The sequence below is a fragment of the Burkholderia multivorans ATCC BAA-247 genome, from assembly GCF_000959525.1.
Lineage (GTDB): Bacteria > Pseudomonadota > Gammaproteobacteria > Burkholderiales > Burkholderiaceae > Burkholderia > Burkholderia multivorans.
In genome coordinates this window covers 1,488,253-1,508,778 of record NZ_CP009831.1, presented here as the reverse complement: position 1 = coordinate 1,508,778, position 20,526 = coordinate 1,488,253, and the positions used below count along the sequence as shown (strand labels likewise).

At 70.3% G+C, this 20,526-nt stretch carries 7 protein-coding genes and 1 pseudogene; 4 read left to right on the top strand and 4 right to left on the bottom strand.

Translation table 11 applies throughout. From position 1 onward, the window contains the following. Positions 1 to 360: 360 nt before the first annotated feature. Positions 361 to 13,089: an autotransporter-associated beta strand repeat-containing protein gene (locus tag NP80_RS08870; RefSeq protein WP_045593381.1), complete on the top strand. Its 12,729-nt coding sequence runs from the start codon at positions 361 to 363 to the stop codon at positions 13,087 to 13,089. Between the two features lie 408 nt (positions 13,090 to 13,497). Continuing rightward, positions 13,498 to 13,914 carry a hypothetical protein gene (locus NP80_RS08865; protein ID WP_035947906.1) on the top strand — a complete coding sequence of 139 codons (417 nt, stop codon included), beginning with the start codon at positions 13,498 to 13,500 and terminating at the stop codon, positions 13,912 to 13,914. A gap of 175 nt (positions 13,915 to 14,089) precedes the next feature. On the opposite strand, the gene NP80_RS08860 is transcribed toward NP80_RS08865, so the two are convergent. The 3 genes from NP80_RS08860 to NP80_RS08850 form a co-directional block, all read right to left on the bottom strand. Beyond that, the gene (locus NP80_RS08860; protein ID WP_006411452.1) at positions 14,090 to 15,877 is read right to left on the bottom strand and encodes a chloride channel protein; all 1,788 of its coding nucleotides are present in this window, start codon (positions 15,875 to 15,877) and stop codon (positions 14,090 to 14,092) included. A 20-nt stretch (positions 15,878 to 15,897) separates the two neighbouring features. Beyond that, positions 15,898 to 16,311: a MarR family winged helix-turn-helix transcriptional regulator gene (locus NP80_RS08855; protein WP_006396919.1), complete on the bottom strand. Its 414-nt coding sequence runs from the start codon at positions 16,309 to 16,311 to the stop codon at positions 15,898 to 15,900. A gap of 102 nt (positions 16,312 to 16,413) precedes the next feature. Further along, positions 16,414 to 17,583: an HPP family protein gene (locus NP80_RS08850; RefSeq protein WP_012467947.1), complete on the bottom strand. Its 1,170-nt coding sequence runs from the start codon at positions 17,581 to 17,583 to the stop codon at positions 16,414 to 16,416. A gap of 370 nt (positions 17,584 to 17,953) precedes the next feature. On the opposite strand from NP80_RS08850, the gene NP80_RS08845 reads away from it, so the two are divergent. Then, positions 17,954 to 18,925 (top strand): LysR family transcriptional regulator, encoded by a 972-nt coding sequence (locus NP80_RS08845; protein WP_006403417.1) that lies wholly within the window; start codon positions 17,954 to 17,956, stop codon positions 18,923 to 18,925. Between the two features lie 195 nt (positions 18,926 to 19,120). Here NP80_RS08845 and NP80_RS08840 read toward each other — a convergent pair. Continuing rightward, positions 19,121 to 19,384, bottom strand: a pseudogene (locus NP80_RS08840) (hydroxyacid dehydrogenase); the annotation flags it as partial. A gap of 113 nt (positions 19,385 to 19,497) precedes the next feature. Here NP80_RS08840 and NP80_RS08835 point away from each other — a divergent pair. Beyond that, positions 19,498 to 20,406 carry a LysR family transcriptional regulator gene (locus NP80_RS08835; RefSeq protein WP_006411447.1) on the top strand — a complete coding sequence of 303 codons (909 nt, stop codon included), beginning with the start codon at positions 19,498 to 19,500 and terminating at the stop codon, positions 20,404 to 20,406. Positions 20,407 to 20,526 lie beyond the last annotated feature (120 nt).

Genomic DNA, 20,526 nt, shown 5'->3' with positions numbered 1-20,526 from the left:
TCGCTTACGGGCGGGAGCGCCCCGACGCAGCGTCGATCCACGTTCGGATGCCGTTTGATTCGTATCGAGCGATGCACGAGGAGCGGACGAACGGGCGGCAAAGCCGTTTCGCGCGAAACAGCAAACCGTGAAGAGGGAAAAAATTACCGGAGGGGGCGTAAAAGCAAAAAAATGAAGATCGAATAATGCTCGTCGATTGATTCTCGTCAGTTGTTAATCCATGCCATCCGTTCCGAATTGGCGGCGGGAAGGTATTTGCCAAAAATATCGATTAACGCATGCCGGTATTTTCCTTCCGATTTGAGTGTGTGAAAGGAATGGCTCTGTGTCGTTGATGCTCTTTAATGGGAAGGTGTGATTATGCGTATGCGCATGGGATCGAATAAAAAGCGCGCGGAAGCACGTCCGAAATTCCTCGTCCCGACCGGCATGCTGGTCGCGCTGATCGGCGCCGGGATCGTCCCCGCCGACGCCCTGGCTGCCTGCACCGGAACGACGTCCGTCAGTTGTACCGGAGCCAGCACGTCCTATTCGAACGGCACGAACAATCTGAACCTGACCGTCGAGTCCGGCGCGACCATTTCCGTGGTGCCGTTGTTCGGCGGCACCGCGCTGTCGCTGACGGGCAGCGGCGTCACGCTGACCAACAACGGCCGGATCGACCCCGCGTTGTCCGGGCTGAGTGTCGTGTCGAACGGCACGGTGGTCGGCAATAGCGCGTCGGCGAGCACCGTCAACGTCACGAACACCAGCACGGGCGTGATGATGGGGTCGACGAGCTCGCTGGTGAACGGGCCGGCTTTGACCGTAAACAACGGCATCGGCGGCACGACCAACATCACGAACGCCGGCATGATCGGTACGACCGGCCTGCTCGGCTTCGGCGCGGGGCCGACCGCGCAGGTCGTGACCACGTCGGGCGGCGCGCAGACCAACTTCACCAACGCGAGCAGCGGCACGATCAACGGGTCGGTGGTGCTCGCGCCCAGCGGCACGCCGGGCGCAGGGAACACGTTCACGAATGCCGGCACCGTCACGGGCAACGTCTCGCTGGGCGCGGCGCTCGGCACGTCGAACACGTTCAATGCGCTGACCGGGTCGTCGGTCGGGCTCGGCGTCGACGCCGGGCTGGGCGGCAACAACACGCTCAACCTGCAACTGAACACGGCCGCCGGCGGCGCGACGAACGGCGCCATCGCGGTCGATACGTTCGCCAATTTCAATCACCTCGCCGTACAAGGCGGCACGTGGGACATCACCGGCGCGTCGACCGCGACCGACGCGTCGCTGACGGGCGGCACCGCGATCGTTCATGGCACCGGGGCGCTCGGCACCGGCACGATCGTCGCCGGCGGCGGCACGCTCGAGGCCGGCGCGGCCGGCGTCAATCTGCTCAACAACGTGACGCTGAACGGCGGCCTGAACGGCGGCCTCACGATCGACGGCGGGAACGGGCTCGCGCTGTCGGGGGCGATCGGCGGCAGCGGTGCGCTGAACGTGAACGGCACCGGCACGCTGGCGCTGAACGGCGCCAATTCGTTCACGGGCGGAACGAATCTGACGGGCGGGGGCGGCATCGTCGTCGGCACGGGCAGCGCGCTCGGCAGCGGCGCGCTCAACGTGACGGGCGCGGGCGGCTCGCTCGGCACGAGCGTCGGCGGCACGGTGCTCGGCAATGCGGTCAATCTCGACCCGAACGTCACGCTGGGCCTGAACGGCTCGGCCAGCTTCGGCCTCGGCGGCGTGATCGGCGGTAGTGGCAGTCTCGCGCAAACCGGCACGGGCACGACGACGCTCACCGGCATCAACACGTTCACGGGCGGCACGACGCTGAGCGGCGGCGGACTGATCGCCGGGAACGGCTCCGCGCTCGGCGCGGGCGCGCTGCATGTCAGCGGCGCGGGCGGCTCGCTTGCGACGAATGCGAGCGGCACGCTGCTCGGCAACGCGGTGAACCTCGACGCAGGCGCCACGCTCGGCCTGAACGGCGCGGCCGACTTGAGCCTCGGCGGCGCGATCGGCGGCAACGGCGGCCTCGCGCAAAGCGGCACCGGCACGACGACGCTGCTCGGCGCGAACACGTTCAGCGGCGGCACGACGCTGAGCGGTGGCGGGCTCGTCGCGGGCAGTGGGGCGGCGTTGGGCACGGGCGCGTTGAACGTGACCGGCACCGGCGGCACGCTCGCGACGAATGCGGCCGGCACGCTGCTCGGCAATGCGGTGAATCTCGGCGCCGGCGCGACGCTGGGCCTGAACGGCTCGGTCGACCTGAGCCTCGGCGGCGCGATCGGCGGCAGCGGCAGCCTCGCGCAAACCGGCGCCGGCACGACGACGCTGCTCGGCGCGAACACGTTTAGCGGCGGCACGACGCTCGGTGCCGGCGGCCTCGTCGCCGGCAATGCGGCGGCATTGGGCACGGGCGCGCTGAACGTGATCGGCGCCGGCGGTTCGCTCGCGACGAACGCGAGCGGCACGGTGCTCGGCAATGCGGTCAACCTCGGCGCGGGCGCCACGCTCGGGCTGAACGGCGCGGCCGATCTCGGCCTGAGCGGCGCGATCTCGGGCGCGGGCGGCCTGGCGCTCGGCGGCACTGGCGCGACGACCTTGTCCGGCGCGAACACGTTTACCGGCGGCGCGAGCCTGACCGGCGGCGGCAGCCTGATCGTCGAAGGCGGCAGCGCGCTCGGCGTCGGCGGCGCGTTGAACGTGAGCGGCCTCGGCGGTTCGCTGAGCGCGGATCTGGCCGCCGGCGCGTCGCTTGCGAATGCGATCAACCTGAACGGTGCGTCGCTGACGCTGAACGGCGCGCACGACCTCGGGCTGAGCGGCGCGATCGGTGGCACCGGCGGCCTCGTGCTGAGCGGCGCGGGGACGACGACGCTGTCCGGTGCGAACACCTTCGGCGGCGGCACGACGCTGAGCGCCGGCACGCTGCTCGCGGGCAGCAATACGGCGCTCGGCAGCGGCGCGCTGAACGTCGCGGGCGCCGGCGGCGCGCTCGGCGCGAGCGTGAGCGGCACGACGCTGGGCAACGCGGTGAACCTCGGCGCGGGCGCGACGCTCGCGCTGACCGGCGCGAACGATCTCGGCCTGAGCGGCACGATCGCCGGCGACGGCGGCCTCGCGCAGACCGGCACGGGCATCACGACGCTGCTCGGCGCGAACACGTACACGGGCGGCACGACCTTGAGCGGCGGCGGGCTGCTGGCCGGCAACGGCAGCGCGCTCGGCACGGGCGCGCTGAACGTGACGGGCGCGGGCGGCTCGCTCGGCACGACCGTCGGCGGCACGGTGCTCGGCAATGCGATCCAGCTCGGCGCGGGCGCGGCACTGACGGTTGGCGGTGCGAACGATCTCGAGTTGGGCGGGATCATTTCCGGCGCGGGCGGTCTGTCCGTGAGCGGCCCGGGTACGACGAAGCTCACCGCGGCCGAGACGTTTACCGGCGGCACCACGATCGGCAGCGGCACGCTCGCGATCGGCGCGGGCGGCAGCCTCGCCGCGTCGAGTCCCGTCAACCTGACGGGCGCTGGCGCGCAGTTCAACATCGCCGGTGCAACCACGCCGCAGTCGATCGGCACGCTGTCCGGTGTCGCGGGTTCGACGATCGATCTCGGTTCGAACAACCTGACGCTCGCAGGCAGCGGTAGCGGCGTTTTCGCGGGCAACATCGGCGGTGCGGGCGGGCTGACGCTTTCCGGCACCGGCTCGCAAGCGCTGATCGGCACGAACACCTACGCAGGCGGCACGGCGCTGACGGGCGGCAGCCTGATCGTCGGCAGCGGCGCGGCGCTCGGCGTCGGCGCGCTCGACGTCAACGGCTCGGCTTCGCTTGGCGCGAGCGTGCCGGGCGTGACGCTCGGCAATGCGGTCAATCTCGGTGCCGGCGTCACGCTGGGGCTGAACGGCGCGAACGATCTTGGGCTGAGCGGTACGATCGCGGGCAACGGCAGCCTCGCGCAAACCGGCACCGGCACGACGACGCTGCTCGGCGCGAACACGTTCACGGGCGGCACCACGCTGAGCGGCGGCGGACTGATCGCGGGCAACGGCGCGGCGCTCGGCACCGGTGCGCTGAATGTCAGCGGGGCGGGCGGCACGCTCGCCACGAACGTCGCCGGCACCTTGCTCGGCAACGCGGTGAACCTCGGCGCCGGCGCGACGCTCGGCCTGAACGGCGCGGCCGATCTGAGCCTCGGCGGCGCGATCGCCGGCGACGGCGGCATTGCGCAGACCGGCGCAGGCATCACGACGCTGCTCGGCGCCAACACGTACACGGGCGGCACGACGCTGAGCGGCGGCGGGCTGATCGCGGCCAACGGCTCGGCGCTCGGCACAGGGGCACTGAACGTGACGGGCGCAGGCGGCTCGCTCGGCACGAGCGTCGGCGGCACGGTGCTCGGCAATGCGGTGAACCTGGGCGCGGGCGCGACGCTGACGGTCGGCGGCGCGAACAACCTGGGCCTGGGCGGCGCGATTTCGGGCGGCGGCAATCTCGCGGTGAGCGGCCCGTCGATCACGACGCTCACGGGGGCGGGCAGCTACACCGGCAACACGACGATCGGCAACGGCAGCACGCTCGCGGTAGGTGCGGGCGGCAGCCTGTCCGGCGGCAGCTTGTTCGATCTGGCAGGCGCGGGCGCGACGCTCGACCTCAGCGCGGCCACGTCGCCGCAGACGACGGGCGGGCTGGTCGGCGCAGCCGGCTCGGCCGTGAATCTCGGCGGCAATACGTTGACGCTCGGCGGCACCGCCAACGGCACGTTCGGCGGCACGATCGGCGGCGCAGGCGGGCTCGCGATGTCCGGCACCGGCACGGAGACGCTGACCGGCGCGAACACCTATACGGGCGGCACGACGATCAACAGCGGCACACTGGCGATCGGCGGCGCCGGGAGCCTGGCCGCGAACGGCACGGTGAACCTGGCCGGCGCCGGCGCGACGTTCGACCTGAGCGGCGCGACGCTGCCGCAGACGACGGGCGCGCTGTCCGGTGTGGCCGGCGCGACCGTCAATCTCGGCGGCAACAGCCTCACGCTCGGCGGCACGGGCAGCGGCACGTTCGACGGCACGATCGCCGGCGCGGGCGGCAGCCTCGCGCTCTCCGGCACCGGCACCGAAACGCTGAACGGCGCGAACACGTACACGGGCGGCACGAGCCTCACGGGCGGCGGCACGCTCGTCGCCGGCAACGCGTCGGCGCTCGGCACGGGCGCACTGAACACGAGCGGCGCGGGCGGCACGCTCGCCGCGCGCAGCGCCGGCACGACGCTCGGCAACGCCGTGAACCTCGGCACGGGTTCGGCGCTCACGCTCGGCGGTACGAACAACCTCGGTCTGAGCGGCATCATCTCGGGCGGCGGCAGTCTCGCGCAAAGCGGCACGGGGACGACGGCACTGACCGGCGCGAACACCTATTCGGGCGGCACGACGTTGAATGCCGGCGGCCTGTCGGTCGGCAACAACACGGCGCTCGGCACGGGCACGCTCAGCGTTACCGGCACGAGCGGCACGCTCAGCGCGAGCACGGCCAACCTGCTGCTCGCGAACGCGGTCGATCTCGGCGCCGGTTCGGCGCTGAATCTCGGCGGTGCGTTCGACTTCGGGCTGAACGGCATCATTTCCGGTGCGGGCGGCCTCGTGCAGTCGGGCAGCGGCACGACTACGCTCGGCGGCGCGAACACCTACGGCGGCGGGACGACGCTGAGCAACGGCGGACTGAGCGTCGGCAGCAACACCGCGCTCGGTACCGGCGCGCTGGACGTGACCGGCAACGGCACGCTGAGCGCGAGCGTGAGCGGCACGACGCTCGGCAACGCGATCACGCTCGGCGGGGGCGCGACGCTCGGGCTGAACGGCGCGAACGATCTCGGCCTGAGCGGCACGATTTCCGGCAGCGGCAGCCTCGCGCAGACCGGCAGCGGGACGACGACGCTCACCGGCACGAATACGTACGACGGCGGCACGACGCTGAGCGGCGGCGGTCTCATCGCCGGCAACGGCAGCGCACTTGGGACCGGCGCGCTGAACGTCAGCGGCAACGGCGGTTCGCTCGGCACGAACGTCGCCGGCACGACGCTCGGCAATGCGGTGAATCTCGGCGCAGGCGCGACGCTGACGGTCGGCGGCGCGAACGATCTCGGCCTCGGCGGTGCGATTTCGGGGAACGGCGGTCTGTCGGTCAGCGGCCCGTCGACGACGACGCTCACCGGCACGAACACCTATACGGGCAATACGACGATCGGCAGCGGCAGCACGCTCGCGGTCGGCGCGGGCGGCAGTCTGTCGGCGGCCAGCGCGCTCGATCTCGCCGGCACCGGCGCGGCGCTCGACATCAGCGCGGCGACGACGCCGCAGACGAGCGGCATGCTGTCCGGCGTGTCGGGCACGAGCGTGAACCTCGGCGGCAACACGCTGACGCTGGCGGGTTCCGGCAACGGCAATTTTGCGGGCACGATCGGCGGCACCGGCGGCTTGATGATGTCGGGCACGGGCACCGAAACGCTGACGGGGACCAACACCTACACCGGCGCGACGACGATCAACAGCGGCACGCTGGCGATCGGTGCGGGCGGCAGCCTGTCGGCGAGCAGCCCCGTGAATCTCGCCGGTGCGGGCGCGACCTTCGACGTGAGCGGCGCGACCACGCCGCAGACGACGGGCACGCTGTCGGGTGTCGCCGGTTCGACGGTGAACCTCGGCAGCAACAACCTGACGCTCGGCGGTTCGGGTAGCGGGACGTATGACGGCACGATCGCGGGTGCAGGCGGCAGCCTGACGTTGGCGGGTACGGGCACCGAGACGCTGACGGGCACGAACACCTACACAGGCGGCACGAACCTGACGGGCGGCGGCACGCTGCTGGCCGGCAACAGCTCGGCGCTCGGCACCGGCGCGGTGAACACGAGCGGCGCGGGCGGCACGCTCGGCACGAGCGTCGCAGGCACGACGCTGACCAATGCGATCAATCTCGGTTCGGGTTCGACGCTGACGGTCGGCGGTGCGAACAATCTCGGCCTCGGCGGCACGATCTCGGGTAGCGGCAATCTGGCCGTGAACGGTCCGTCGACGACGACGCTGACCGGCACCAACACGTACACGGGCAACACGTCGATCGGCGGCGGCAGCACGCTCGCGGTCGGGGCGGGCGGGAGTCTTTCGGGTGGCAGCGCGATCGATCTGGCCGGCACGGGCGCCACGCTCGATGTAAGCGCCGCGACGACGCCGCAATCGACGGGCGCGTTGTCAGGCACTGCGGGCTCGACCGTGAACCTCGGCGGCAACACGCTGACGCTCGGCGGTTCGGGCAACGGCACGTTCGGCGGGACGGTCGGCGGCACGGGCGGCCTGACGCTGTCGGGCACGGGCACCGAAACGCTGACGGGCAACAACACCTACACCGGCGCGACGACGATCAACAGCGGCACGCTGGCGATCAGCGGCAACGGCAGCCTCTCGTCGAGCAGCCCGGTGAATCTCGCCGGTGCCGGCGCGACCTTCGACGTGAGCGGCGCGACCACGCCGCAGACGACGGGCACGCTGTCGGGTGTCGCCGGTTCGACGGTGAATCTCGGCAGCAACAACCTGACGCTGGGCGGCACCGGCAACGGCACGTACGGCGGCACGATCGCGGGCGCGGGCGGCAGCCTGACGCTGTCGGGCCCGGGTACCGAAACGCTCACGGGCACGAACACCTACACGGGCGGCACGAACCTGACCGGCGGCGGCACGCTGATCGCGGGCAGCAGCTCGGCACTCGGCACGGGCGCGCTGAACACGAGCGGCGCGGGCGGCACGCTGGCCGCGAGCACGCCGGGCACGACGCTGGGCAACGCGGTGAATCTCGGCAGCGGCTCGACGCTGACGGTTGGCGGCACGAACGATCTCGGGCTGGGCGGCGCGATTTCCGGCGCAGGCAATCTGGCCGTCAGCGGTCCGGCGACGACGACGCTGTCGGGCACCAACACCTACACGGGCAGCACGACGATCGGCGGCGGCAGCACGCTGGCGGTCGGGGCGGGCGGCACGCTGTCGTCGGGCAGCACGATCGACCTGTCCGGCACGGGCGCGACGCTCGACCTGAGCGCGGCCACGTCGCCGCAGACGACCGGCGCGCTGTCGGGCGGCACGGGCACGAACGTGAACCTCGGCAGCAATACGCTGACGCTCGCCGGCGCGGACAGCGGCACGTATGCGGGCGTGATCGGCGGCACGGGCGGGCTGACGCTGTCGGGCACGGGCACCGAAACGCTGACGGGCAACAACACGTATACCGGCGCGACGACGATCAACAGCGGCACGCTCGCGATCAGCGGCAACGGCAGCCTCTCGTCGAGCAGCCCGGTGAGCCTGACGGCGGCCGGCGCCACGCTCGACCTGAGCGGCGCCGCGTCGCCGCAATCGACGGGCACGATCTCGGGCGTGGCGGGCTCGACGGTGAACCTCGGTAACAACAACCTGACGCTCGGCGGGTCGGGCGACGGCACCTACGCAGGCAACATCGCCGGCACCGGCGGCGTGACGATGAGCGGCACGGGCACGGAAACGCTGACGGGCGCCAACACCTACACCGGTGCGACGACGATCAACAGCGGCACGCTCGCGATCGGCGCGGGCGGCAGCCTGTCGGCGACGACACCGGTGAGCCTGACGGGTGCGGGCGCAACGTTCGACCTGAGCGGCGCGACCACGCCGCAGACGACGGGCACGCTGTCGGGTGTCGCGGGTTCGACGGTGAACCTCGGCGGCAACAACCTGACGCTGGGCGGCACGGGCAGCGGCACGTATGACGGCACGATCGCCGGTGCGGGCGGCAGCCTCACGCTGGCGGGCACCGGCACCGAAACGCTGACGGGCAACAACACCTACACGGGCGGCACGAACCTGACGGGCGGCGGCACGCTGATCGCGAGCAACGGCGCGGCACTCGGCACGGGCGCGCTGAACACGAGCGGCGCAGGCGGCACGCTCGGCACGAGCGTGGCAGGCACAACGCTGAACAACGCGGTCAATCTCGGTGCGGGTTCGACGCTGACGGTCGGCGGTGCTAACAACCTCGGCCTCGGCGGCACGATCTCGGGCAGCGGCAATCTGGCCGTGAACGGCCCGTCGACGACGACGCTCACCGGTACGAATACGTACACGGGCAATACGACGATCGGCAACGGCAGCACGCTCGCTGTCGGTGCGGGGGGCGCTCTGTCGGGCGGCAGTGCGGTGAATCTGGGCGGCGCCGGCGCGACGCTTGACCTGAGCGCCGCCACGACGCCGCAATCGACGGGCGCGCTCTCGGGTGTCGCGGGTTCGACCGTGAATCTCGGCGGCAATGCGCTGACGCTCGGCGGTTCGGGCAGCGGGACGTATGACGGCACGATCGCGGGTGCAGGCGGCAGCCTGACGTTGGCGGGTACGGGCACCGAGACGCTGACGGGCACGAACACCTACACAGGCGGCACGAACCTGACGGGCGGCGGCACGCTGCTGGCCGGCAACAGCTCGGCGCTCGGCACCGGCGCGGTGAACACGAGCGGCGCGGGCGGCACGCTCGGCACGAGCGTCGCAGGCACGACGCTGACCAATGCGATCAATCTCGGTTCGGGTTCGACGCTGACGGTCGGCGGTGCCAACAACCTCGGCCTCGGCGGCACGATCTCGGGCAGCGGCAATCTGGCCGTGAACGGTCCGTCGACGACGACGCTGACCGGCACCAACACGTACACCGGCAACACGTCGATCGGCGGCGGCAGCACGCTCGCCGTTGGTGCGGGCGGGAGTCTTTCGGGCGGCAGCGCGATCGATCTGGCCGGCACGGGCGCCACGCTCGATGTAAGCGCCGCGACGACGCCGCAATCGACGGGCGCGTTGTCGGGTGTGTCGGGTTCGACCGTGAACCTCGGCGGCAACACGCTGACGCTCGGCGGTTCGGGCAACGGCACGTTCGGTGGGACGGTGGGCGGCACGGGCGGCCTGACGCTGTCGGGCACGGGCACTGAAACGCTGACGGGCAACAACACCTACACCGGCGCGACGACGATCAACAGCGGCACGCTGGCGATCAGCGGCAACGGCAGCCTCTCGTCGAGCAGCCCGGTGAACCTCGCCGGTGCCGGCGCGACCTTCGACGTGAGCGGCGCGACCACGCCGCAAACAACCGGCACGCTCTCGGGTGTCGCCGGTTCGACGGTGAACCTCGGCAGCAACAACCTGACGCTGGGCGGCACGGGCAACGGCACGTACGGCGGCACGATCGCGGGCACGGGCGGCAGCCTGACGCTGTCGGGTACGGGCACCGAAACGCTGACCGGCACGAACACGTACACGGGCGGCACGAACCTGACGGGCGGAGGCACGCTGATCGCGGGCAGCAACACGGCACTCGGCACGGGCGCGCTGAACACGAGCGGCGCGGGCGGCACGCTGGCCGCGAGCACGCCGGGCACGACGCTGGGCAACGCGGTGAATCTCGGCAGCGGTTCGACGCTGACGGTCGGCGGCACGAACAGCCTCGGCCTGAGCGGCCCGATCTCGGGCAGCGGCACGCTCGCGCTCACGGGCCCGGCGACGACGACGCTTTCCGGCGCCAACAGCTACACAGGCGGCACGCTCGTCACGGGTGGCGGCACGCTGGTGGCCGGCACGCCGACGGCGCTCGGCAGCGGCACGCTGAGCGTCGGCGGCAGCGGCGGCACGCTCGGCACCAGTGTGGCCGGCACGACGCTCGGCAACGCGGTGAACCTCGGCACGGGCTCGACGCTGACGGTCGGCGGCGCGAACAACCTCGGCCTGAGCGGCCCGATTTCGGGCGGCGGCAACCTCGCGGTGAACGGCCCGTCGACGACGACGCTGAGCGGCGCGAACACGTACACCGGCAGCACGACGATCGGCACCGGCAGCACGCTGGCCGTCGGCGGCACCGGCAGCCTGTCGGCCGGCAGCGCGCTGACGCTGGCCGGTAACGGTGCGACGCTCGATGTCGGCGGTGCCACGACGCCGCAGACGGCAAGCGCGTTGTCGGGCACGGCCGGTTCGACCGTGAACCTCGGCGGCAATACGCTGACCGTGGCCGGCCCCGCGGGCGGCGTGTTCGGCGGCACGATCGCCGGCAGCGGCGGTTTCGCGGTGCAGGGCGGCGGCACGCAGACGCTGACCGGCGCGAACACGTACACCGGCGGCACGACGATCGGCAGCGGCAGCACGCTCGCGCTGTCGGGCGCAGGCAGCCTCGCGCCGACGAGCCCGGTGACGCTCGCGGGCAGCGGCGCGACGCTGAACCTGGCGGGCTCGGCCGCACCGCAGTCGATCGGCGCGCTGTCGGGCACGACGGGCTCGAACGTGAACCTCGGCAGCACGCCGCTGACGGTGAACACGGCGGGCACCGGTACGTTCGCGGGCACGCTGTCGGGCACCGCCCCGCTGACGCTGGCCGGCACGGGCGCGCAAGTGCTGAGCGGGACGAACACGCTGTCCGGCCCGACGAACGTGACCGGCGGCACGCTCGCCGTCACCGGTTCGCTGGCGAACTCGCCGGTGACGGTCGGCAACGGCGCGACGGTCACGGGAACGGGCACGATCGGCGGTCTGGTCGTGTCGGGCGGCGGCACCGCATCGGTGCTGCAGCTCGGCCAGCCGCTGAAGGTGGCGGGCAACGCGACGTTCCAGCCCGGCTCGACGCTGCAGGTCGGCGCCACGCCGCAGCAAAGCGGCGGCCTCGACGTGACGGGTTCGGCCGCGCTCAACGGCGGGACGGTGCAGGTCGTCGCGGCGACCGGGCAGTATCAGCCGGGCAAGCTCTATACGATCGTCAATGCGGGCGCAGGCGTGCAAGGGCAATTCAGCGCGGTGAACTCGACGTATGCGTTCCTCACGCCGACGCTCCAGTACGACGCATCGCGCGTGCTGCTGTCGCTCGCGCCGAACGGCACGCCGTTTGCCTCGGTGGCTTCGACGCCCGACGGGCAGGCGGCGGCCGGCGCGGTCGGCACGCTGGGCGCCGGCAACCCGCTGTTCGATACGGTGCTGACGGCCGATGCGCCGACCGCGAGCCGCGCATTCGCGCAACTGGCCGGCGATCTGTATCCGAGCACGCGTAGCGTGCTGCTGTCGGACAGCCGCTACGTGCGTGACGCGGTGCTCGATCGCGCGCGTCTCGGCTCGCAGCCGGGCGGGGCGTTGTGCGGCTGCGAGGCGCCGGTGTCGGCGGACGATCATGCGGCGTCGCTCGATCGTCGGCTTGCGGCGGAGAACGGCTGTACGCCGGCGAAGTCGTTCAAGCCGGCGGTGTGGGGCCGCATCTACGGCTCGCACAGCCGCTTCGACGGCGACGACGTCGCATCGATCGACCGCAACCTGTATGGCTTCATCGTCGGTACGGACGCGGAAGTCAGCAGCCACTGGCGCGTCGGTATCGCGGGCGGCGCATCGCGCAGCCTGCTCAATACCGACCAGAACGAATCGGCGAAGGTGAACGGCGAGACGATCGCGCTGTACGCGAGCGGCCGATACGACGCGTGGAACATCCGGGGCGGCCTCGCGCAGTCGTGGTATCGCGTGCACAGCGAGCGCAATCCGTCGTTCGGCAGCTTCGCCGATCACGACACCGCCAGCTACGACGCGAACGCGACGCAGGTGTTCACCGAGATCGGCTACTCGACCGCGATTCGCAACGTCGCGCTCGAGCCGTTCGTCGGCCTCGCCTACGCGAGCGTGCATACCGGCGGCTTCAACGAGAGCGGCGGCGCGGCCGCGCTGCAGGGCGAATCGCGCACGAGCGGGCTCGGCTTCTCGACGCTCGGCGTGCGTGCGTCGACCGATCTGGCGGTCACGACGAAGGGCAAGGTCTCCGCGTACGGCACGGTCGGTTGGCGGCATGCGTTCGGCAATACGCAGCCCGGTTCGACGCTGTCGTTCGCGAGCGGCGGGACGCCGTTCAACGTGGTCGGCGTGCCGGTCGCGCGTGACGCTGCGGTGCTCGAAGTCGGCGTCGATGCGGCCGTCACGAAGAACCTGTCGGTGGGACTGTCGTATAGCGGCCAGGTCGGCGGCCACGTCAGCGATCACGCGTTGTACGGCAACCTGTTGTGGAAGTTCTGAAGGTGGGGCGGCCGCTCGCGGTGCGGTGTTCGCGAGCGGCCGGTTTCGCGCTCGACGGTGCGGCAGTCGCGCGGTCCGACCGCCGAAAGTACGGTGTGCCGATCGAGCGGCGCGGCATGGGCAAGCGGAAGCGGCGCACGCGTGCGTCATCGCGTCGATCGTCGTCGGATCGTCGGGTGTGGAGGTCGCGATGAGGGTGGGCTTCGCGCTTCGCGCGGAGACCTGCAGCAGCGCGGCGGCCGTTTCCCGGGCGCCTTCGAGCGCGTCGTGTGCCGACGTGTTTGTCAGCAGGGTGGCCGGCTGGTTGCGCCAACTCTCGTCGTCGCGTCCTTCCGAAATTTTGCCGGCCATTCCGGTCGACGCGATCTTGCGTGCAATTGAAATGCACTCAACGGCAGGCGTTCGCCAATGCCGTTTCTCGCGCCGCAGGTCCGCCATCGCAGAGTGGCGCGCAATACCGGCCGGGCGAGTACGAAAACGATAGGCGCGCTAAGTGATGCCGCGCAGTTCGTACCGCGCGTCATCTCATTCACGTATGGGAATTCGAAGATCGCCTTGCAGCATTCGTGCGCAGGCGCCGATGGATTGCGAGTGCGTCGCAAGCGGGCGCTGATCGCGCGTTTCGTTCTACCGGGGAAAGTGCTGGCGGTTGCCGAGACGTCCTTGTCGAACGGGCGCACGCTCGCCGGCCGATTGCGGCATCCGTTTTTCACGAGCTGCGCATCGACGAACGCGCCGCGTTCGGCGATCGGGCAACGCGACGATCGCGGCGATCGCGACGCAGCATGCGTTGCCGCCATGCCGCGTCGCGCGCCGGATCGTTGATTGTCGTTATCGAACTGCGAGGTTGGAATGGCTGGGAAGACCGCTGATGGCCCCGTCGCATGAGTGCCATGATGACAAATTTTCGTCTGCTTAATTGTCAACCAACTTTAAACGCAGCGACGGTGCGGCGCGGGGCAGCGCAACGCGGCAATGCGGCCCCGGCCCCGCGACCGCATCAGCCCGCCTTGCGCGCGCCCGGATCGCGCAGATTCGCCGGCACGATCGGACGGAAGCGCTCGCGCTTGTGTTCGTCGTCGAAATGCTGAAGCGCGGGCTTGATCAGATCGCTGCGCGACACGATCCCGGTGAGGCGCATCGATTGCGGATCGTCGACGACCGGCAGCCGCTCGAGCCCGAGCATCGCGAGGCGCGACGCGACGAGGCGGCAGGTCTCGTGCGCCAGCGCGATCGCCGGCGCGCGATCGGCGAGCGCGGTCGCGATCGACGTGTCGGGCGTGCGTTGCGCGCGCTGCGCGTCGACGAACGCGCGATCGACGACGCCGAGCAGCCGGCCGTTCTGCACGACCGGATAGGCGCGATGCGTTTGCTGCGCGCCGAAGAACTGCGCGGCCACCGTCTCGAGCGTCGCCGTGCCGTCGATCGCGACGAGGGAGTCGGCGGGCGTCATCACCTCGCCGACGTCGTGCCGTTCGAGCGGATCGACGCCGTACTCGCGATAGATGTGATAGCCGCGGCGCGCGATCTTCTCGGTCATGATCGAGCGCTTCATCACGACCGTCGCGAAGCCGTGCGCGACAAGCGTCGCGGCGAGCAGCGGCAGCAGCGCATTCGCGTCGTGCGTGAGTCCGAATGCGAAGACGATCGCGGTCAGCGGTGCGCCGAGCGTTGCGCCGAGCGTCGCCGCCATGCAGACGAGCGGCCAGAGCGCCGGGTCGCCGCCCGGCAGCACCGGCGACAGCACGGTGCCGAGGCCCGCGCCGAGCATCAGCAACGGTGCGAGCACGCCGCCCGACGTGCCCGAGCCGAGCGCGATGACCCACATCACGGCTTTCACGACGAGCAACGCGAGTGCAATCTGCAGCGCGATGTGCTGATGCAGCAGATCGCCGATCACGTCGTAGCCGACACCGAGCGCGCGCGGCTCGAGCCAGCCGCCGACGCCGATCACGATCGCGCCGAGCGCGGGCCACCACATCCAGTGCACGGGCAGCTTCGCGAACGTATCCTCGACGCGATACAGCGCCGCCGACAGCCCGCAGGCGAGCACGCCGGACAGCAGGCCCGCGACGAGGCACGACAGCAGCGCGACGGGCGAGGGCGCGGCCGTCGTCAGCGGAAACAGCGGCTCGACGCCGAAGAACAGCGCGCGCGCGAAGCCGGCGACCGCACAGGCGAGCGCGACCGGCAGGAAGCTGCGCGGCCGCCATTCGAACAGCAGCAGCTCGACGGCGAGCAGCACCGCGGCGACCGGCGTGCCGAACACGGCCGTCATGCCGGCGGCCGCACCGGCGACGAGCAGCGTCTTGCGCTCGGCGGCCGTCACGTGCACGCATTGCGCGATGAGCGAGCCGAGCGCGCCGCCCGTCATGATGATCGGGCCTTCGGCGCCGAACGGGCCGCCGCTGCCGATCACGATGCCCGACGACAGCGGCTTGAGGACCGCGACCTTCGGCGACATGCGGCTCTTGCCGAACAGGATCGCCTCGATCGCTTCGGGGATGCCGTGCCCGCGGATCTTCTCCGAACCGAAGCGCGCCATCAGGCCGACGACGAGCGCGCCGATCACCGGTACGGCGATGACCCATGCGCCGAGCATGTTGCCGGCGGGCGAGCGGTCAGCGAACGAGAACTGCTGGAAGAAGAACAGGTTCGTGAACAGATGGATCAGGCTCAACAGCACGAACGCCGCGAGCGTGCTGAGCAGGCCGATCACGGCGGCTAGCAACGCGATCCTGGGCAGGCGTTCGTTGGTCGAGAAATCGCGTTTGTGCGGTGCGTTCATCGGAGTCGGAAAAACGGAGGTCAGTAATCGATCTGGGGAACCTGGAATGCGCCCTTGAGCGACTTCAGCTCGGCGCGATGCATCGCCGCGAGGCGCGCGAGCAGCGTTTCGCCTGCCGGCTCGAGGTGCACCTCGACCTGCCGGCGATCGGCTTCGCTCGGCTTGCGCTTCACGAGGCCGAGCGCCTCGCAGCGTGTGACGAGCGCGACGACGCCGTGATGCTGCGCCTGCAGCCGCTCGGCGAGTTCGCCGATGGTCGCCCATTCGCGGTGCGGATAGCCCTTGATGTGCAGCAGCAGCAGGTATTGCAGCGGCGTCACGCCTTCGCTTTGCGCGGCGCGCTCGGAGAAGCGTTCGAAACGCCGCATCTGGTAGCGGAATTCGGACAGTTGCTGGAAGTCGCTTTTGGTCAGCGCACGTCGGCTATCGGTCATCGCAGGGGCGGAAGGTCGGTTTCAATAGCGCGCCAATATATCACAACATGATATAAATGACCGTATTTGAACGATGTTTGCGTTGTTCGGCTTTCCCGCGCGTTACGCGGCTTCGAGTATCTGCGTCTGCTGGTACAGGCCCGTGACGAGGTCCGTCTGCGTGATGATGCCGACGAGCCGGCGCGACGCGTCGACGACCGGAATATGGTGGTGGCCCGAATGCGTGAACAGCGGCACGAGCGCGGTCAGCGGCAGCGTCTGCGGCACCGACGCGACGTCGCGCGTCATCACGGTCGACACGCTCGGCGGCTGGCCGCCGAACGATTCCGGCAGCCGCGCGGACAGGCGCTGCCAAAGCGCGGCAGGCCGGCGCAGCGGGCGCGTGAGGTCCGCGCGCGTGACGATGCCGGTCAGCCGGCCGTCCGCGTCGACGACGGGCAGCGCCTTCACGCGATGACGGTCGAGCAGCGTGAGGGCCGCGGTGATCGACGTCGACGGCGCGATGCTGATCGCGTTCTTCGTCATCAGGTCCGCGCACGTGAGCTGGCCGAACGTGCGCGCATAGGCCTGCATTTCGGTTTCGCGCAGCAGCGTTTCGAGATCGTCCGGATCGACGTCGAGCCATTCGCTGCGACGCTTGAGCACCGCGTCGAGATCCTCGCGCCTGAAGCCGCCGCGTGCCGGCGTCGCCGCCTGCGGCTTCGCGTCGCCGCGCGCGCTGCCGTGCGGATAGCGGTGGCCGGTCAGCGCGTGGTACACGAGCGCGGCCGACAGCAGGATCGCCGATTGCAGCAGAATCGGTTCGAGCACGAAGCCGAAGCCGAGCGCATGGATCGCGGGGCCGCCGACCACGGCCGTGAGCGCGACCGCACCCGATGGCGGGTGCACGCAGCGCAGCACGAACATCCCGCCGATCGCGCAGGCGATCGCGACCGCGGCCGCCGTGATCGGATCCGCGATCCACTGTGCGCACGCGACGCCGACGGTCGCGGCGACGAGATTGCCGCCGATGATCGACCACGGCTGCGCGAGCGGACTCGCGGGCACCGCGAACAGCAGCACGGCCGAGGCGCCCATCGGCGCGACCAGCAGCGGCACGAGGCCCGGCACGCCCGGCAGCAGCCGCATCGTGACGCCGACCGTCGCAATGCCGACGAGCGCGCCCGTGCACGAACGCAGGCGCTCGCGCCAGCCGAGCGTCATCGGGTGGGGAATGAAGCTGTGCAGCCATTGGCGCAGCGTGCGGCGCGACGGGGAGGAGCCTGACGACATGGACGTAACGGTTGAAAAGATCGGACGCATCGCGGCGGCATGCCGCGGGCCGGGCCGGAATTATATCGCGTCGTGATACAAATTGTCGCGCTGCATCAACGCGTTGCGCGCAGGCGACGCGCGTTCCTTGCGGCAACCTTTCATTCGATGAAAGCCGCCGCGTGCGTCATTGCGCAAATTTGTCTGCGGCGGCGTACAATTCCGGCCACCGAATCCCCGCTATGTCAGAACCCCGTCCGCCATGCCCGCTCTCCCGCCTTCTCCCCGGCACGGTGAGCGATGTCGCGCGGTTCGCGGCCGTGCTGCATCGCCCGGCTGACGCGCACGCGGCCGACGCCTTCTCCCCACAGACTCTCCCGAAGCCAATTCAATGGACATGCTCGAAAACATGCGCCTGTTCGTGCGCGTTGTCGAAGCCGGCAGTTTCACCGCGGTCGCGAAAGAGATCGATGCGACCACGGCGCAGGTGTCGCGCGCCGTGTCGAATCTCGAAGCGCACGTGCAGACGCGTCTTCTGCATCGCACGACGCGTCATCTCGGTCTGACCGAAAGCGGCGAGCGCTATTTCGAGCGCGCGAAATCGATCCTCGCGGAGATCGACTACGCGAACGCCGAGGCGCGCAATGCGCTGCTGCGGCCGAGCGGGAAAATGCGCATCCATGCGATGACGGGGCTCGGGCAGAGTCATGTCGTATCGTCGATCGTCCGCTATCAGGAGGACAACCCCGAGGTGTCGGTCGAGCTGACGCTTGCGCAGCGCATGCCGAACCTCGTCGAGGAAGGGTACGACGTGTCGATCGTCACGGCGTCGCAGTTGCCCGATTCGGGCTACGTCGCGCAGACCTGCGGCACGAGCTGCAGCGTGCTCGTCGCGTCGCGCGACTATCTCGCGCGGCACGGCACGCCGCAGACGCCGGACGATCTGCCGAATCACGTGTGCCTGCGTCTCGACACACCGGCGTCGCCCGCGAGCGAGTGGCGGCTCGAACGCGCCGACGGCGAGGAGACCGTGTACGAACTGCAGCCCGCGCCGTTCCAGGTCAACGTGCCGGACGCGCTCTGCGTCGCGGTGCGCGCCGGGCGCGGGATCGCCTGCGTCGCCCTCTATACGGTGCTCGACGATATCCGCGAAGGGCGTCTGATCCGCGTGCTGCCCGAATACCGGTTGCAGACCGTCAGCGTCTATGCGGTCTATGCGACGCGCCGCTATCTCGACGCGAAGATCCGCACGTTCCTCGACCATCTGCGCACGACGCTGACGCCGGCGCTGGAGAACGACCTGCGCGAGCTCGACCGGCTGACGACCGAGCAGGCGCAAAGCGGCGGCCTGAAGCGAGCGTGATGCGGCGCGCGGGCGTATCGCCCGAACGCGCGATCCTGAACCGCGGCGATCACCCGTCCGCTGCGACGCGAATCCGCTAGAAGCGGCCCGCAAGCCACGCGTACGCGGCGATGCCGATCAGCCCGTGCGCGGCGACGAACCACAGGGCGCCGGCAAACGAGCCGGTGTGCGCGACGAAGTAGCCGATCACGAGCGGCGTGCGCGGGCGCGTTCGAGATCGACGGCGTCGGTGCCGATGCCGTTGATCTCGACGATTTCGAGCGCGCCGAGCCGGTCCATCAGCGCGGCGGACAAGCCGTCGACGCCGCCGATCACGACGCCCGGGATGCGCGGTGCGACGCGCGCGACCAATGCGTCCGGCTCATCGGTCGCATATAGCCGATGCACCGCGTAGCGGGCGGACGGTTCGGCGTCGATCGATTCGGGAAGCGGCTGGGTAAGCAGGATATCGATGGTCATCAGAGTCTCGGTCGGCGTGCGCGGCGCGGGTCGCGCATCGGGTGCAACCGAGTATAGGAATCGCATCGATGTTGGCCTAACATCAAACGCCTATTGATTGATTCAACGCTTGAATGATCGAACTGCACCAGCTTCGCTGCTTCGTCGCGGTCGCCGAGGAACTTCACTTCGGGCGCGCGGCGAAGCGGCTCTTCATGACGCAGCCGCCGCTGAGCCGGCAGATCCAGCTGCTCGAACATGCGCTCGGCATCGCGTTGCTCGAGCGCAGCAGCCGGCAGGTGAGTCTGACCGCGGCCGGCGAACGCTTTCTGCGCGACGCGCGGCACATCCTCGAATTCTCGGCGCGGGCCGAACAGGCCGCGCAGCGCGTCGCGCACGGCGGCGCGGGCCGCATCACGCTCGGCTTCACGGCGGTCAGCGCATACCGGATGATTCCGATGCTGCTCGCGCATGCGGCGCACGCCTTGCCGGACGTGGACGTCGAGTTGCGCGAGATGGTGTCGACGGTGCAGATCGACGCGCTCGCGTCGCGGATGCTCGATGCGGGGTTCGTGCGCCAGCGCGCCGCGCGCCAGCCGCTCGAATATCGGCTCGTGCAGCGCGAGCCGATGCTCGTCGCGGTCGCAGAAGGCGCGCCGCTCGCCGTGCACAAACGGATCGGCCCCGACGATCTCGATCGCCAGCCGTTCATCGCGTATTCGCCGAACGAAGGCAAGTATTTCCACGACATGATTTCCGGGATGTTCGCGAGCGCCGGGCGGCTGCCGAACTACCTGCATTACGTCGGGCAGACGCATACGATCCTCGGCCTCGTACGCGCGGGGCTCGGCGCGGCGCTCGTGCCGGCGTCCGCGCGCGAGCTGCACGTGGACGGCGTCGTGTTTCGTCCGCTCGCGGACGTCGACGTCGCGGCCGAACTGTATCTCGCGTGGCGGACCGACAACGACAATCCGGCGCTGCCGGTATTCAATGCGATGGTCGAACGGTTTCTGACGGAAAGCGCGGACGGCGGCATCGCGTGAGGGGCGCGCCGGCGAGCGAGTGCGACGCAGGAAGGCTCAAAGCGAAAAGGCGAGGGGAAAGGGGCAGAGCGCCGGCCCGGCCGCACGCTTGAATCGACGTGCGGCCAGGCCCGGCGACAG